Source organism: Algoriphagus marinus (genome assembly GCF_001936475.1).
GTDB lineage: Bacteria > Bacteroidota > Bacteroidia > Cytophagales > Cyclobacteriaceae > Algoriphagus > Algoriphagus marinus.
In genome coordinates, this window is sequence record NZ_MSPQ01000005.1 from 161,749 (window position 1) to 178,227 (window position 16,479).

Here is a 16,479-nt window from a genome sequence, read left to right on the forward strand (position 1 = left end):
CCAAAATAAACCCAGCCTATGTTACTCGATAAATCTGAAAAAATTCATAACGAATCCCGAACACCCAAATACATGCAGGTGGTCAATTTGATCTTGGAAGATATTGACAGAGGGAAATTAAAAATTGGGGACCGAATTCCCTCGATCAATGAAACAAGTTTTGACTTTCTTCTCTCGCGAGATACGGTAGAAAAAGCATACAACGAACTTCGTGATCGTGGCATCATCACTTCTGTTCGTGGCAAAGGCTTTTATGTGAATTCGACCAACATGGAGAATAAGACGAAGGTACTCTTACTCTTCAACAAGCTGAGTTCCTATAAAAAAATCATCTATTATTCTATTGTAGAGACTTTGGGAAATCAAGCAAACGTCGACCTACAAATTCATCACTACAACAAAACCCTATTTGAAAGTTTACTGGAGCGAAACCTAGGAGAATACCATTACTACGTGGTTGCCCCCCACTTCTATGATGAAAATTCTCGTCCAGAGACTGCTTACGAACTCATTAAAAAAATCCCTTCGGATAAGTTATTGATCATTGATCGGGCTGTTAAAGATCACGAAAATGAATTTCCAGGTGTATATCAGGATTTTGCGAGAGACATCATGGAAGCCTTGGAATCTGGAATCACCCACTTGCGAAAATATGAGCGATTGACCTTAGTCTTTCCAAAGGGCGAGCTTTACCCACCGGAAATCATAGATGGATTTAAGCGATTCTGCTATTTCCACAATTTCAACAACCTGATTTTGGACGGTATCGATGATGAACCTTTATACAAAGGAGATTCATTTATCGTATTGGCAGAAACTGATTTGGCAGATATTGTGAAGAAATCCCGAGAGCAAAACTTAAAACTCGGTCAGGACATTGGGGTAATCTCCTACAATGAAACTCCACTCAAGGAAATCCTTGCAGATGGAATCACCACGATTTCCACTGATTTTATTCATATGGGCAGATCCATTGCAGAACAAATTCTAGGAAAAGAGGACAAAATCCCAATTAAAAACCCCTTTAAACTTTATCTTAGAAAATCTATCTAGGCTCTTTAATTAAATCCAGAGTAACCCCAAAGCTTACTTTCCTTGCTTTAGTGGGAGGAAGACCGAAGACGGAAGACCGAAGTAATCCATATTAGACATCTCCTATAAGATCTAACTTGAAGGAAGAATATCTTAAAACTCATATCCCAAGATGAAGCATTTCACTTTCTTAATTCTTTTCATGAGCCTGATTTTTCAGGCTTTTGCACAAGATAGCCGTCCGAATATCATCTTTATTCTTTCAGACGATCATCGCTATGATTTTATGGGCTTCACTGGTGCGGTAGAAGGATTGGAAACTCCCAATTTGGATCGAATGGCAAAAAACGGAGCGCATTTTCCCAATGCTTTTGTGACTACTTCACTTTGCTCTCCAAGTCGAGCCTCTATTCTCACCGGTCAATATGCGCATACGCATACCATCGTGGACAACTCTGCACCGGTACCCGAAGGCACCAAGTTTTTCCCGGAAATCCTTCAGAAAAATGGCTACCAAACCAGCTTTTTTGGCAAATGGCATATGGGTGATGAGGATGATAAACCACAGGCTGGATTTGATTATTGGTTGAGTTTCCGAGGTCAGGGCGTATATAACGATCCAACTTTCAATATAAATGGGCAGCTGGTCAAGCAACCCGAAGGAAGTTACACTTCAGATCGATTGACTGATTATGCAGTAGAGTGGTTGGAAAAACGGGAAAAGGATAAGCCGTTTTTCCTCTATTTATCCCATAAAGCAGTTCATGCGGAATTCACCCCAGCAGAGCGACATAAAGGATTACATGACAAGACTCCAGTCGTCACCCCTCCTAGCATGTACCTGACTGCAACTAAAGACAGTCCTTATTTCTCCGATCGGGAAAAGCCGATCACAACGCCTGTAAATTACAAAGACATCCCGGAATGGGTTCGCCGTCAACGATTCTCTTGGCATGGCGTCGATTACATGTATCATGGGGACATCCCCTTTGACTCTTTTTACCGAAGGTATTTGGAAACATTAATGGGAATTGACGAAAGTGTAGGGAGAGTCCTAGACTGGGTGGGGAAAAATGGCCTGAAAGAAAATACCATGATTGTGTACATGGGGGACAATGGATTTAGCTTCGGCGAGCATGGGCTCATCGACAAGCGACATGCCTACGAGGAGTCCATGAAAGTTCCCTTTTTGGCTCAATATCCTAAGCTGATTAAACCTGGGACAGTCAATCCCAATATTGTCATGAATATCGATTTGGCTCCGACTTTTCTGGAGCTAGCAGGTTTACCTGGCGCAAAAGCTGATGTCCAAGGCAAATCTTTTCTACCAATAATCAAAAACCAACAAGCCGAATGGCGGGACAAAGTCTTTTATGAATACTATTGGGAAATGGCCTACCCGAGTACTCCAACCATTTTTGCAGTTCGGACCTCGCGGTATAAATACATCTTCAATCAGGGAGTCTGGGATATCAATGAGCTCTACGATTTACAAAATGACCCTTATGAAATGAATAATTTAATTCGATCAGAAGCGCATCAGGAAATCGCTAAACAACTCCGGGACGAGGTATTTACTTGGCTGGAAACTACCGGTGGAGAGCAAATCCCACTGAAACGAATCAGCTATCCAAAGCGGGACCACATCTATCAGCGCACTTTTTAACCTTATGGAAAAACTTCCCGTTACCGCCATTTTTGATATTGGAAAGACAAATAAGAAGTTCTTTCTTTTTGATAAAAACTTGCGTGAAGTTTTTCAAACCTATAGTCGATTCGAGGACCTAACTGATGAAGACGGGTTTCCGGCGGAAAATCTATCCGCCATGTCCAAATGGATGATCGAGACCTTTCAATCCGCTTTAGCCTTACTGGAATTTGAAATCCAACAATTAAACTTCTCTACTCATGGGGCCAGTTTTGTACACACAGATGCAGTAGGAAATACAGCTACTCCACTTTACGATTACCTCAAGCCTTTTCCGGAGGATTTATTGAATCGTTTTTATAAAGAAAATGGCGGAAAAATGAATTTCTGTCGAGCTACTTCCTCTCCGCCTTTGGCAATGCTCAATTCGGGATTGCAGATTTACTTTTTGAAATATGCGAAGCCCGATGTTTTCAAGAATACTGCTCATTGCTTCCATCTTCCGCAATATGTCAGCTATTTGTTTACCGGAGAAATGACTTCCGACTACACCAGCATTGGCTGTCATACCGGACTTTGGGATTTTGAAAAAAACGATTACCACGAATGGGTGGATCGGGAAGAGATTCGCAAGCTTTTACCGCCAATCAAATCGGGGAAAACCATTTTGAAAACCAAGCCCGAACTGGGAAATATTCCCTGCGGAATCGGAATCCATGATTCTTCAGCAGCATTACTACCGTACATACAGCGGGAGACGGAACCTTTTCTTTTGCTTTCCACCGGCACTTGGGCGATCAGTATCAATCCTTTTAACAAGACACCGCTCACCAAAAAAGAACTTAAGCGCGACTGCTTGCAGTTTTTGAGTATCCACGGAGAACCCATCAAAATCAGCCGATTATTCATCGGAGAGGAGCATAAATATCAAATTGACGAGATGTATGCTCACTTCAAGCTTCCCCAGGGAACGTATAAGAAACTGATTTTTGAGGAGTCTCTTTTTCAAAAAGTAAGAGCAAACTCCGTCAAACGAATAGCGTTTCATTACCTCAAGCCCAAAGATTTTGACTTGGAAAGTGCGGAAAAAACAGACTGGAGTAGTTTTGAAAATTTCGAAGAGGCTTATTATACCTTTATGGATGAGCTCACTAACCTTCAGCTTGCTTCACTGAATTTGGTGTTGGCAGGAAGTCCCGTCAAGCGAATCTTTGTAGATGGTGGCTTCAATGCGAATCTGATTTTCCTGGAGATGCTTCGCAAAAAACTACCCGAATTGGAAATTATTCCGAGTGATTTCCCGAATGGTTCGGCTTTGGGTGCGGCGATGTTGATTAATGAGGCGACGTCTGAAAGTGGATGCTGATTAAATAAAATAGGTGTGTCAGCATAGCTGCATGTGACCGTGTTAAGTTAGCTTTTTAAGCTGAGTTGGCGAATTTCCCAACGCGGCACGTCAATAACTAAGGGGAATCGCTTTGGAATCTTGCTCAACATGGATGTAGATTCAACTATGCACCTCTGAAGTACAGTTTGAACCTGGGCGGAATCCGTACAGCAGTCAGATGCAATTCCATCCTCATATTCTTACCAATTTGTAATTGGTTAACATACATCCAAATCTTATTCATTGATAAATTACAAATTTGTTTGGATAGCAAGGCGTAATTGCAAATTACGCTTAGGCAATACCCTTCAAAAAATTTAGCCTAAAACTACACTCAGCGGGCATGCCATCTACGCCTGAATGAAACTAAGACCAGAATCTTGCATTGTAGAGGTTATCGGAGGTAGGAAAAGAAAGGATACGGAAACAAGTTTGATTTTCTTGGATTCAGTTTCCAGCCAAGGATGTATCGTTCATAATGGGAAAATGAGAGTGTGTTTTTGGGATACGGGTATAAAATGAGCCAAAAAGTGATTACCAAGGTTGAGGATGAATGTAGGCAAAGTAAATGGCATCGCCAAAGTGACCTAAGTATACAGACAATTGCGGTTATAATCAATAAGCAGAAGCGGGGGTTGATCAATTACTTTGGGGCAATCAATTCAATCGGTTTACACATTCTGTTAATGCAGTTATTCTTTCGTCTGGCCAAATGGGCAATGATTAAATACAAAAAGTTCTGGTGTAATTATGGCCAAGCCTACAAATGGCTTAAAGAAATAAAGGACTTATTTCCGGACATCTTTTATCATTATACAGTTTTCAATTAGATATAATTTGTATGACAGGAGTCATATGAAGCGAGAGTTTAATATACGGTTCTTTGAGAGGGTTGGGATGAAACTCCCCTTGCCTACTTGACTAAGATCACCGTATTGATTGGGTGGAATTTGTAATTCCTACTAAATTAAGGATAAAACTTTTTTTTTTAAAATATAATTTTTAATTTAATGAAGAGTTTTTGGTATAAATACTTTATATCGTTCTTAATATTTGGCTCTACCACGAATTTAATGGAGAACACAGGACTTAGGTAGAAGTTTACCTGTATTAGTTTTGTTATTCATCTGAAAATCAACACTTAATAGCTACCCAAAGTATATGTATTTTATATTTTAAAGGACCTTATATATACATTCCACTAACTTAAGGGTATAACCTAATATTTTAACTAAAAAAAATTATATGAAAAAATTGAAAGTATTCAAGAGCCATAGTGTGGCTCTTATGATCGCATTAAATCTATTTTTTTTACCATCCTGTGTTACGGAAAAAGACTACCATTTTTTAGAAAGACACGAATTCAACTATAGTACATTTGAGTTTTTTAAAAAAAATCTTTCAATTGTTGAAGATTTACAAATGCCTAAAGGATTAAACCCCAATGAAAAGGTCATTTTTAGTAAGAACTTCCTTATTGAAATAAATAATAGACTTGGTACTGATGTAAAATTTACGGATTCTGCTTTTGAGTTAATTAACAAAGACAGAGAACTGATATTTGAAACTAGTTTAAAACAAGGTTGGATTGATTTACAAGAAGTTGAATTAAACAACATGTTCTATGAAGATTTGCAGTCACTAGGATTTGATTTAGCAATAAAAAATTATGAAAGTAAAGTTTTAAACCTAAACCTAACTCAAGAAGAGTTTCTGAAGAAAAACAGGTTTATAAATTTGATTAAAGCTTTAGAATTTTCCAATCCAAAATTATTTGTTTCTGGAAAAAACGAATTTCTAAACTTAAATTCGAGAATATCTTGTGATTCAGGATGGAGATGCGCAGGTGCAATTATAGCCTTAACCGCTGCAACTGCCAGCCTGTCATCATGTGCTACAGTATTGGCATGCGGTGGGGCTATTCTTTTACATATTATAGCCATCGACAGTGCAGCAGCAGCTTGCGATGGATGTGCAGACGCTATATTCCAATGATAAAGCTATCAAAGTTGACTTTGTTTTTGTTGATATTAATAAATTCAACACTCTCTGGAATCTTTTTTGCGACTGTAAATTGGAGTGGTTTACTTGATGGGGTAATATCGATACGTGAAATACAATTGCCGATATTGTTTTTCTTGCTTAGTATTTATTTTGTATTTCCATATGTCAAAATTATTAAGAGCGATAAAAAAACAAAATTAGGAGAGAAAAAGGAATAGTTCATTAAACTGTGTCTAGGGTTTAAATTTATTCTAACCAGAGGTGGCTAAATCAGATTCAATAAAAAGACCCGACAGGTTTAAAAAACCTGTCGGGTCTTTGATTTTTAAAACTTTAGTATCCCCACATAATACAAATCAAATCCACCTAAGCCTCCCGGGCGATTGGAAGAGAAGATCATCAGGCGATTGGAGAAATCTGGATGATCAGAAACTACCGGTCGGTATTCATCCTGAGCTGAGTTGATGCTAGGTCCGAAATTCACGGGATCTGACCAACCGGAGGCAGTTTTGAATGAATAATACAAATCAAATCCTCCAAGACCTCCGGGCCTATCCGATGCAAAAAACCAGCATATCGCCATAGACAAAAGGCATGTGGTCGTTGGCACTCGAATTAATCGAGATTTTTGTGGGAGATTTTGGCTTGGAATCAAACAGGTAATTCATGACTGACACATTCGATGGGATATCCAGCTCATAGATATCAAAACCACCGTCTTTGTCTGAGGAAAAAAGCAGTTTTTCCGGCTTCCCTTGACTGGTAATATCAGCCCCTTTCAAGAAGTTTTTACCATAAAAGCTTGGATACATCTCAGTTGCCGACTCTTCAAAGATTTGAAATTTTTGATTCGTACGTGCATTTGGGTTAGAATTGGCTTTCTCCGGTTCAGCATAGATGGAATAAATTCCTTCGGCATTGTCACGGCTAAAGAGTAAAACCCGATTATTCTCAGATTCCACAAAGCTATAAGGGCCTTTCTCATTGAATGAGGTTTCCGTTCTTCGAACCCAATCCCTCAATTCCGTATCAAATAAGGTATTCCCTTTATCAACTGTCATAAACCCCTCTGACTTATCCCAATAAAAGAGAAGGTTGGATTCCACAAGATTAAAATGATTCGGTTGAGATCCTTGTCTATTAGATGAGAAAACAAGTTTAATCTCGTGATTAATGGTAGGAATATCCGAATTGATATCATCTAATACAGAATTGACCACTGACAGATTCATCGCTTCCTCTGGGAAGACTCCAACAGGATAATTATTCTGATTGCAGGATTGGATCAAAATAATAAATAGCAAAAAACTTATTTTATTTTTCATCGGATTCCAGTTATCATTTTTAAGTTATTATTATAGTTGGATCCACTTGAGCCATATGGCGACAATGCAATCTGACTAGCAAGATCTGCTGATACTTTATAAGATGCTTCAGTTTCTGCCAAAGTATCCACCAGGGCATCCGAAAAATCGGATTCAGACTGGCAGCTGGCTAGGAGGAAAAACAGCAGTCCAAGCAGTTTAAAGCTGCGTTTGATTGTTTTCATAAAAAGTTTGTTTAAAAGTGATTAAAATCTAAAGCTTTTATTTTTAGTTTACAAGCGAATGGACACACAAACTAGAAATTTAACATTTGCTTAACCTGCTCAGGGGCAGCTTGATTTTCGATTTTTTTTAGGTATCTATTTTAAGCTTTCTGAATTAAAAACTATGTGGCTTTGTGAACTATTTGGTTCAAATAAAAAAATCAATATCATCCTATCGTACTTTTGCGTTTCGTGAGACACGAACCGCAGCTAAGCGGTGTTGATTAATGAAGCAAGGTCTGAAAGTCATACCTAATTCAGTATCTAAAAAAAATACCTAACAGGTTTTGAAAACCTGTCAGGTCTGAGATTTTTAAAACTTCCGAATCCCCACATAATACAAGTCAAATCCACCTAAGCCTCCCGGGCGATTGGAAGAGAAGATCATCAGACTATTTTCAAATCCTGAGTATTCCTCTCTTATTGAAATCGGACGAAATTCATCAAATTCAGAGTTAATCTTTGGACCTAGGTTTATAGCTTCCGTCCATTTGCCGCCTATAAACAAGGAATAGTAAAGATCATAGCCTCCATATCCACCAGCTCGGTCAGAGGCAAATAGCATTAACTCCCCATTGATAAATGGAGAATGATCATTGCCTTCAGAATTCAATTCATTTATCAAACTAATAGCTTTCGATGAGGCTGAGGTGAGAAAATCAAACGGGCTTTGGTTAGCTGGAATATTCAACTGATATAACTTAAAATTCCCAGATTTATCAGACGAAAAGACCAGCTGCTCTGGTCTAGGGATTTCTGAGTTTTTCAATTCTTTAGAAAAATCCTTACCCATGAAGCTTGGATACATTTCATTGGAATTATCTTCAAACAGTCTCAATGAAGATTCTTCAGTAGCTAATCGACCTGAAAAACTTGATTCCGAAAACTCTCTTCCCACAATTTTATATTTCCCTCCACAATCCCGAGAAAAGAGCATGTAGCGCAATCCTGATTGTCCTCTTTTCTCAAAATAAGAATAAGGACCTTTTTCATTGCAATCGGTCTGTAGCTCCTGAACTTTGTTGTAGAAATCACTGTATCCCTCAGTGTTATTGGTCAAAATTTGGTGAGTTAAGTTTCCCACTTCTTTACTCCAAACAAACCTTATAAACTTCGCTTCAAAGTTAAAATCTTTACCCAATTTCTTAGAGTTACTGGAAAAAATCAACTGGGCTTCTTCGCTTGTAGTAGTAGGGATATAGTTTGAATTCATCTCATCATATTGAGTATTCAACTCAACCAAGTTTACAGGATCTTCAGGGAAAAAACCTGTCTCGAAGGGTAAATCCTCATTACAACCTAATAATGCTAAGATTACAAGGAACTTAGTTAAATTTTTCATCGGATTCCAGTTATCATTTTTAAACTATTGCTATAGGTGCTTGAAGATCCGTAAGGTGTATAAACCCCACTACTATAATAACCATTAGATGATATAGGGCTTCCATTTAAATTAGAATTATTCCATCCCCAATTCATAAAATACCAAGTGTAAGACCATTCCATACATCCATCTAAGTCACAATCGTATGCTTTGTAGTTATGTTGCTTATAGCCATCACTTGTCCAAATATGCCATTCGAGCAAAGAATCTCTGCCATAAAATATTGCTGGATAACCTTGCGATAACTCATTTTTAAGGGTCCATGGATTAAAATTTGACGTATTCCCTCCATTTTGTAATCCCATGGAAGTCAATGCAGAACTTATATTCCATGGATATGTCAAACCGTTACATGTTCCCGCAAAATTGAAAGTGGTATTTGCGGCAATAGCTGAATTATACATTAATAAAGCTAGGCTAGTTTGACCCGATGTAGATGGAGCACAAGGAGTGTTTGAATATCGAGGCATTAAACTATATGAATAGGATGATCCCGGCTTAAAGTGCCAAAGCGTTTGAGCTATTGCTACTGCACCACAGCCAATAGGACTTCTATCATTGCATCCGCAACTACTCAGTAAATTAGTTGGGGCTAAGTGATTTGAAACCCCTGATTGACCCCAAGAAATTTGATTGCTATATAGTGGTTGTCTTTCTGATAAAGTCATATATGGATTACACATAAACTGACCGTATTGATACCATGCATAGCAATTAGAATTTGGGTTATTGGCTACTGCATTATCCCATATTCTACCTTTCGGATCATATCCCTCCGAATATTTCTTCCACTCATTATATACAATTGGGTGGACTTTTTTAATTTCTTTCAATTCTTGATCAATCTGTTTCATCGTTTCTTGATACCATACTTTCAGCCCGTTGACTTCTTCGAGATTTTTTGCGGTCAATTCACCTTCAGAAGAATATGCCAGAATTGGCATAATTCTAGAATCACCAGCTATCATCACAAACCCCTCGGATTCATTAATTACGAAAGCTTCAAAATCAAGCGTATCAGAAAGCGTCACTCTAGCAACTTCCCGGATTTTGGGAGATCTGTTAGTCTTCCTTCCTGCGATATAGCTAGAGTCAGAGCTAAAAAATCCCAAAGCAATCTGCTTGGCAAGATCTGCTGATACTTTATAAGATGCTTCAGCTTCTGCCAAAGTATCCACCGGGGCATCCGAAAAATCGGATTCAGACTGGCAGCTGGCTAGGAGGAAAAACAGCACTCCAAGCAGTTTAAAGCTGTGTTTGATTGTTTGATTGTTTGATTGTTTGATTGTTTTCATAAAAAGTTTGTTTAAAAATTTATAAAATCTAAAGATTCTTTTTTTAGTTTACAAATGAACGGACAAATAAACTAGAAATTTAACATTTGCTTAATCTGCACAGATTCAGCTTGATCTTCGATTTTTTTAGGCTTCTATTTTATGTTTTCTGACTCTAAAAACTATGTAGATTTGTGAACTATGTGGTTAAAAAATCATTTTCATCCTCTCGTATTTTTGCGTTTCGAAAGACACGAACCGCAGCTAAGTGATGCTGATTAATGAAGCGACGGCTGAAAGTCATACCTAATTCAGTATCTAAAAAAAAGACCTGACAGGTTTTCAAAACCTGTCAGGTCTTAGATTTTTAAAGCCTTTGTGTCCCTTGTTGAAATTCTCTGTGTCCATAGCGGTTTGAAAAAAATCCGTTTCCATCCTCCCGCAATAGCATTTGTATTCCAAAAAATGATCCCGGGTGGGAGACCGACGGATGGCTGACGCTAGGTTTCGACCTATGCACCACCGCTGGTGTTGGGTAATTTCAGGTTTTCAGAATTTCTGCTTTCTGACTTTAAAAACTATGTGGTTCAAATAAGACCTTTGCGTCCTACTATTAAACCTTTGTGAACTTAGCGGTTTAAAAAAAATCATTTTCATGCTCTCTTACTGTTGCGTTTCGTGAGACACGAACCGCGGCTCTGGAAATGTCAGATTTCTGATATCATCTTTCTGACTTTAAAAACTATGCGGTTTTAAAAAAATGAATATTTGATCACCCGACAGCAAAGGATAGAAAAAAGAGTGTACAAAGCTATCTAGTGGCTAGTAATCTCCCCGAATAAACTTAAGGATTCGAGGGATATTATAGTTGGCCTTTCCAAAGGACTGCTTAAATTACTCCCCCAGATGAGTATCAAACCAAAACCACATATCGCCCTCTTTATCCCCTGCTACGTAGATCAATTTTATCCCAATGTAGCCATCTCCACTTTAGCAGTTTTGGAAAAATTGGGTTGCCAAGTCAGCTATCCCATGAATCAAACCTGTTGTGGCCAACCGATGGCGAATGCAGGATTTGAGCGGGATACGGTGGGGACGACCAAGCATTTTATCGAAACGTTTGCTGTATATGACTACGTCGTGGCTCCTTCCGGAAGTTGCGTGGTACATGTCAAGGAGCACTCGCCAAAGGTCGAAGGTCTGGAGAAAGAGCAAGCTGAACTTCATGATAAGATCTTCGAATTCACGGAATTTATCACCGATATTATAAAAATCGAACGGATAGACGGAAGCTTTCCACATCGGATCGGGTACCATTCTTCCTGCCATGGTCAGCGTGGCCTGCGGCTTTCATCCAGCTCAGAATTGAATGAAAAGCCTTTCAGCAAAGCCAAAAAACTATTGGAGAATCTGGAAGGTTTAGAATGGGTGGAGTTGACACGGACAGATGAATGCTGCGGTTTCGGAGGAACTTTCGCAGTAAGTGAAGAGGCCCTTTCGGTGCAGATGGGAAAGGATCGATTGGATGATCACCATGCACATCAAGTTGAAATTTTGACCGGAGGTGATATGTCTTGCATCATGCATTTGCAGGGGATCGCTCAGCGTCAAAACCAAAATCTCAAATTCAAGCATCTCGCTGAAATCCTTAACGAAGCCATGTCATGAGTCATCCACAGGAAGCAGCGGAGTTTTTAAAAGATCCTGCCAAATCAAAATGGCATGATGACACCCTTTGGTTTATCCGGGACAAACGAGATAAAATGAGCCATTCCGTCCCAGAGTGGGAGGAATTGCGGGAATTAGCTTCCTCGATAAAGGATAATGTGCTTGGGAATCTGGCGGATTATCTGGAAGAATTTGAGCGAAATGCAACTAAGAATGGAATCAAAGTGCATTGGGCTGCCAATGCTCAGGAGCATAATGAGATCGTCCTTTCTATTCTAAAAGAAAAGGAATGTAAAGCCATCGTCAAGAGTAAATCCATTTTGACAGAAGAGTGTCATTTGAATCCTTTTTTGGAGAAAAATGAGATCGAAGTAGTCGATACCGATTTAGGTGAGCGGATTGTACAGTTTCTCGGTCAGCCTCCCAGTCATATCGTTTTGCCAGCAATCCATCTTAAAAAAGGGGAAATCTCCGAGCTTTTCCATGAAAAGCTTCAGACGGAAAAGGGCAATGAAGATCCTTATTACTTGACGCAGGCCGCTAGACATCACCTTCGGGAGAAGTTTCTCGCAGCTAAAGTCGCCATCACGGGAGTGAATTTTGGGGTGGCCGAGACTGGCGAATTTGTGGTCTGCACCAATGAAGGTAATGCCGACATGGGCGTGCATCTAGCAGATACCCACATTGCCTGTATGGGAATCGAAAAGATTATCCCAAAACGAAAACATCTCGGCATTTTCTTGAGATTGCTCGCCCGATCCGCAACAGGTCAAAATATCACGAATTACAATTCACATTTCAGAAGTCCGGAGGCCGGAAAGGAAATCCATATCATCCTGGTAGATAATGGTCGAACAGCACAGTTGGGGCGTGAGGATTTCCGAAACTCCCTGAAATGTATCCGATGCGGTGCATGCATGAATACCTGTCCGATCTACCGGAGAAGTGGTGGGTTCAGCTACAAAAGTACCGTTCCTGGTCCGATTGGATCGATTCTTTCACCAGGTTTGGATTTACAAAAGCACAGCAGTTTGCCTTTTGCCTCCACACTTTGTGGGAGTTGCACAGATGTCTGTCCAGTAAAGATTAACATCCACGAGCAGCTTTATCGCTGGCGTCAGGAAATCACCAAAGCTCAGGGAACTTCAGTAAAAGAATTATCAATGATGCTTGGAAATGGGATTTTCAAAAGTCCATTAGCTTATAACTATTCCGGAAAAATGATGCGACTGGCTTTAAAAAACCTTCCAAAATCAATGATTTACAACCCATTGAATGTCTGGGGCAAGCAGCGAGATTTGCCTACTGTCCCAAAAGAAAGCTTCAAAGAATGGTATCAAAAGAATCGATCATGAGCAGTAGAGATTCCATACTTGGAAAAATCAGAAGTTTAAACCTAGCTCAAAAAGCACTGCCTGAAATCCCGGATTTCAAAGGAGCAGAAAACCTAGTCGATAGGTTTAGGACTGCGATTCTTGGAAACAAAGGTGAGATTTTGACTCCTGATGAATTGATTTCAAAGTTAGAGTCAGGCGTGTATCCCACTGTTTATTCCAGTGTTACAGAGTTTTCAAACTTAGCAAATCAAGCTTTGCCCACGGACTCGCATACTTTCGCAAAACTGGATTTGGCAATCTTAAAAGGTCAATTTGGAGTGGCAGAGAATGGGGCGATTTGGCTGGAAGATTCGGATTTAGGCTTGCGGGCAATTCCTTTTATTACCGAGCATTTGGTGATTGTTTTAGATAGCAAATCATTGGTGTCGACCATGCATCAGGCTTATAATAGGATTGGAAGCCAATATTCAGGTTTTGGATTATTTATCGCTGGACCTTCTAAGACTGCGGATATTGAGCAATCCCTCGTGATAGGCGCTCATGGAGCAAAAAGCTTGATGGTGGTTTTGGTTTAAGCTAGATTTTTGGTCAGAAAGAAGCTATTTTTACCAGAATCTGTGCGAGAAAAACCCAATTCCATCGCTAATTTATCTGCAATTTTTTTACAAAGCGGAAGTCCAATTCCTGTTCCTTTCTCCCGCAAAGTACCATAAGTAGTCTTCACCTTGAAATCAAATAAGGTTATTTCCTCTTTTTGAGGAATCTCCTTTCCTTCATTTTTGACAATCCACTTTACTTCCTTTTCTGAGCAAATCAATTCAAATTCGATTTCACCTCCCACAGGTGTGAATTTAATAGCATTATCAAGTAGATTTTTTAAAATAATCTGAATTTCAGAAGCCTCAAGTTCGATATTCAGGTCATTACCGGATTTCTTAAACTCAATAGTTTGATTTTTTACTACTGCCTGAGAAAGCATCCCTTCCTTCATCTCATCAGTAAATTTATACAAGCTCACTTTTTCTGTTTCCAACTCTTTGTCCTCCAATTCTGCTAAAACCCAATTCAAGGTATTATTCAGCACTCCAGACAAATGATAACTTTGGTTTTTAAGATTTTTGAGAATCCCTTCCATTTCACCTTCCTCAAATAGTCCTTTATCTGCAAGCTCCAAAGTCTGACCAAGCATCCCGATAGGATTTTTAAGGTCATGAGAAAGCAAAGCAATGAGTTGATTTTTTTTGGTATTCAAAGAATCTAACTCCTTCATTGCCAGCTCTCTTTCAATCTGAATAAGTCTAAGGCTGTCATTTTGTGCCCTATAATTCTTCAAAAATATTTGAATACCCAGAAAAGAAAATAACCCTGTCCACCAAATGGTAATCAAATGATCCCAATAAAGACTTTCAAGATCAGGGTAATGCTGTGGAACAATAAACCAACCATGGACTTCACCATAAAAAAGAAGGCTGTAGAGCATAAATGTAAAAAGTAACCAAGCGATTTTTGGCCATCCCTTTATCAAAATCCCAATTCCTACTATAAAAATAAAAATGGTATAAAATGTTGGGCCTTGGTAACCTTCGTTATTGATATAATTAATAGCAACTAAAATTAAGCCTACAAAAATCATCACTTGGATAATCTGCTGAAAGTATCCATACCTCCACATGACCCAAAACCCAACTAAATAAGGTATCGCAAAAAAGAATTTTGCTTTTATAATGAAGGGATCAAGCCCAATTACCAAATCTGACAAACCCAAAAAAATCATCAAAAACCCAGCAAGAAGGGCAAATAACAGAGAAATCCTGTTTTGAAGCTGATCAAGATTATTACCTAGGTCCTGAGTCCCAAAAAGTCTCATTTACTATTCAATTATTTATAAAGATTTGAAAACTAAAAATAGAGAAATTCTTGGGAATAAATCGCTACCCTACAGATTCTCAATGAAAAAATATGTAAGCAAGCTATTTACCCTCAAAATCTATTTTTCTGTAGAAATGGATTAAACTCGGGTTAATTTGATCGGATAGGTTTTGCCTGCATTCCATTGGCAGACATAGATATTTTCATCTTGATCGATGCATACGTCATGGCAATGCTTAAAAACCGGTTCAGACTGAACCATCAATTGGAGTTGGCCATCGCGGTATTCCGGAGCAGTCCCTCCAGGATTGGAAACGACCTTGTTATCCTTGTTCAAAATGGTTACGAAACCTGAATTATCGGTCTGTTCCAAATATCTCAATCGGGACCAGCATACTCCTGCAAAAAGATTTTCTCCGTGAATTACAGGTCTGCATACAAATGCCCCAGGCAGGAAAATTGTTTCCAAATAGTTCCCATCCAAAGTAAATCTCTTAAAAGAATTATGACCTCTTGAGGTACAGAGCAAGGTCGGCTCTTTACCTCCCCGCTGATCTACAGCAATCCCGTGAGCCGTACTAAACTGACTGTCTCCTTGACCCGGGCCTCCAAATTTTCGGATAAAATTTCCATTCTTATCGTATTGCAAAAAGTATTGGGAACCATACCCGTCTGCAATATACAAATCACCATTTGGAGCGACTGCTGTCTCTGTTGGTACCCAGCGCATTTTTTCTTCATAGATTCCTTCGGAAAGAGGGGATGCTATTTCAGCGACAATCGTACCTGACAACGTGGTCTTCAATACTCTTCCTCCATTATCCACCACCCAAAGGTATTCTGCATCTCCTTCATCAACGATGGAAAGTCCATGAGCTCGATCCAGATTCAGCGTCCAGGTATCCAATAATTTCCCGGCTTGATCGTAAATGATCACATTATTTTTAGCCTCATCTGTCAGCATAATCATTCTTCCTTTTCGATCCATTACCATTTCATGGCAATTCACAACCGGAACTTTTGCTGGATCTAAATTCCCCCAGGTAGGATCTATTTTATATTTAAAATCACCATGACCTAAGATTTGGTCTTGGGCTGCAAAAAGAGAAAAGTCAGGTTTGATGCTCATAGCTAATCCTAATAGAGAGGAGTTTTGGATAAATTTTCTTCGTGAGTTCATTTGAGTGCTGCTAGACTTTCAATTTAAGATTTCCTTCCGGATAACTGAAAAAAGATCTTCCAAAAAAGGACTTTACTACTGAATTTCGAATAAATTTTAATGTTTTTA

At 39.1% G+C, this 16,479-nt stretch carries 15 protein-coding genes; 8 read left to right on the top strand and 7 right to left on the bottom strand.

Annotation, left to right across the window (positions count from 1 at the left end; genetic code table 11):
- The first annotated feature begins 18 nt into the window (after positions 1–18).
- From BVC88_RS09415 to BVC88_RS09435, 5 genes are all read left to right on the top strand, one after another.
- Complete coding sequence (locus tag BVC88_RS09415; protein ID WP_075350426.1) at positions 19–1,053, top strand: GntR family transcriptional regulator; 1,035 nt, start codon at positions 19–21, stop codon at positions 1,051–1,053.
- A 151-nt stretch (positions 1,054–1,204) separates the two neighbouring features.
- Positions 1,205–2,698 carry a sulfatase family protein gene (locus BVC88_RS09420; RefSeq protein ID WP_075350427.1) on the top strand — a complete coding sequence of 498 codons (1,494 nt, stop codon included), beginning with the start codon at positions 1,205–1,207 and terminating at the stop codon, positions 2,696–2,698.
- 4 nt (positions 2,699–2,702) lie between these two features.
- The gene (locus tag BVC88_RS09425; protein WP_075350428.1) at positions 2,703–4,046 is read left to right on the top strand and encodes an FGGY-family carbohydrate kinase; all 1,344 of its coding nucleotides are present in this window, start codon (positions 2,703–2,705) and stop codon (positions 4,044–4,046) included.
- A gap of 539 nt (positions 4,047–4,585) precedes the next feature.
- Entirely contained in the window at positions 4,586–4,897 is a 312-nt protein-coding gene (locus BVC88_RS21745) for a group II intron maturase-specific domain-containing protein (RefSeq protein WP_075350429.1), read from the top strand.
- 415 nt (positions 4,898–5,312) lie between these two features.
- Positions 5,313–6,062 (top strand): hypothetical protein, encoded by a 750-nt coding sequence (locus BVC88_RS09435; protein WP_075350430.1) that lies wholly within the window; start codon positions 5,313–5,315, stop codon positions 6,060–6,062.
- 334 nt (positions 6,063–6,396) lie between these two features.
- On the opposite strand, the gene BVC88_RS09445 is transcribed toward BVC88_RS09435, so the two are convergent.
- The 5 genes from BVC88_RS09445 to BVC88_RS09465 all read right to left on the bottom strand — a co-directional run bounded on the left by BVC88_RS09445 (position 6,397) and on the right by BVC88_RS09465 (position 10,338).
- Positions 6,397–6,654 carry a PD40 domain-containing protein gene (locus BVC88_RS09445; protein ID WP_075350432.1) on the bottom strand — a complete coding sequence of 86 codons (258 nt, stop codon included), beginning with the start codon at positions 6,652–6,654 and terminating at the stop codon, positions 6,397–6,399.
- Positions 6,623–7,396, bottom strand: a complete 774-nt coding sequence (locus BVC88_RS09450; protein WP_075350433.1) for a hypothetical protein — start codon at positions 7,394–7,396, stop codon at positions 6,623–6,625. The genes BVC88_RS09445 and BVC88_RS09450 overlap by 32 nt, the downstream gene beginning before the upstream one ends.
- The gene (locus BVC88_RS09455; RefSeq protein WP_075350434.1) at positions 7,393–7,620 is read right to left on the bottom strand and encodes a hypothetical protein; all 228 of its coding nucleotides are present in this window, start codon (positions 7,618–7,620) and stop codon (positions 7,393–7,395) included. The genes BVC88_RS09450 and BVC88_RS09455 overlap by 4 nt, the downstream gene beginning before the upstream one ends.
- Positions 7,621–7,972: 352 nt before the next feature.
- A complete protein-coding gene (locus tag BVC88_RS09460; RefSeq protein WP_075350435.1) occupies positions 7,973–9,001 on the bottom strand; it encodes a PD40 domain-containing protein in 1,029 nt (342 codons plus the stop codon).
- Complete coding sequence (locus BVC88_RS09465) at positions 8,998–10,338, bottom strand: Spi family protease inhibitor (RefSeq protein WP_075350436.1); 1,341 nt, start codon at positions 10,336–10,338, stop codon at positions 8,998–9,000. Before BVC88_RS09465 ends, BVC88_RS09460 begins: the two co-directional genes overlap by 4 nt.
- Before the next feature lie 885 nt (positions 10,339–11,223).
- Here BVC88_RS09465 and BVC88_RS09470 point away from each other — a divergent pair.
- The 3 genes from BVC88_RS09470 to BVC88_RS09480 are packed head-to-tail and all read left to right on the top strand — an operon-like array spanning position 11,224 to position 13,897.
- Entirely contained in the window at positions 11,224–11,985 is a 762-nt protein-coding gene (locus tag BVC88_RS09470) for a (Fe-S)-binding protein (protein WP_075350437.1), read from the top strand.
- Positions 11,982–13,340: a lactate utilization protein B gene (locus tag BVC88_RS09475; protein ID WP_075350438.1), complete on the top strand. Its 1,359-nt coding sequence runs from the start codon at positions 11,982–11,984 to the stop codon at positions 13,338–13,340. Before BVC88_RS09470 ends, BVC88_RS09475 begins: the two co-directional genes overlap by 4 nt.
- The gene (locus BVC88_RS09480) at positions 13,337–13,897 is read left to right on the top strand and encodes a LutC/YkgG family protein (RefSeq protein WP_075350645.1); all 561 of its coding nucleotides are present in this window, start codon (positions 13,337–13,339) and stop codon (positions 13,895–13,897) included. The genes BVC88_RS09475 and BVC88_RS09480 overlap by 4 nt, the downstream gene beginning before the upstream one ends.
- Here the strand turns inward: BVC88_RS09480 and BVC88_RS09485 are convergent.
- Both BVC88_RS09485 and BVC88_RS09490 read right to left on the bottom strand, forming a co-directional pair.
- On the bottom strand, positions 13,894–15,189 hold the full coding sequence (locus BVC88_RS09485; RefSeq protein ID WP_075350439.1) for a sensor histidine kinase: 1,296 nt from the start codon (positions 15,187–15,189) through the stop codon (positions 13,894–13,896). The two genes, BVC88_RS09480 and BVC88_RS09485, sit on opposite strands and share 4 nt — an antisense overlap.
- 141 nt (positions 15,190–15,330) lie before the next feature.
- Positions 15,331–16,371, bottom strand: a complete 1,041-nt coding sequence (locus tag BVC88_RS09490) for an NHL repeat-containing protein (RefSeq protein ID WP_075350440.1) — start codon at positions 16,369–16,371, stop codon at positions 15,331–15,333.
- Positions 16,372–16,479: the final 108 nt, after the last annotated feature.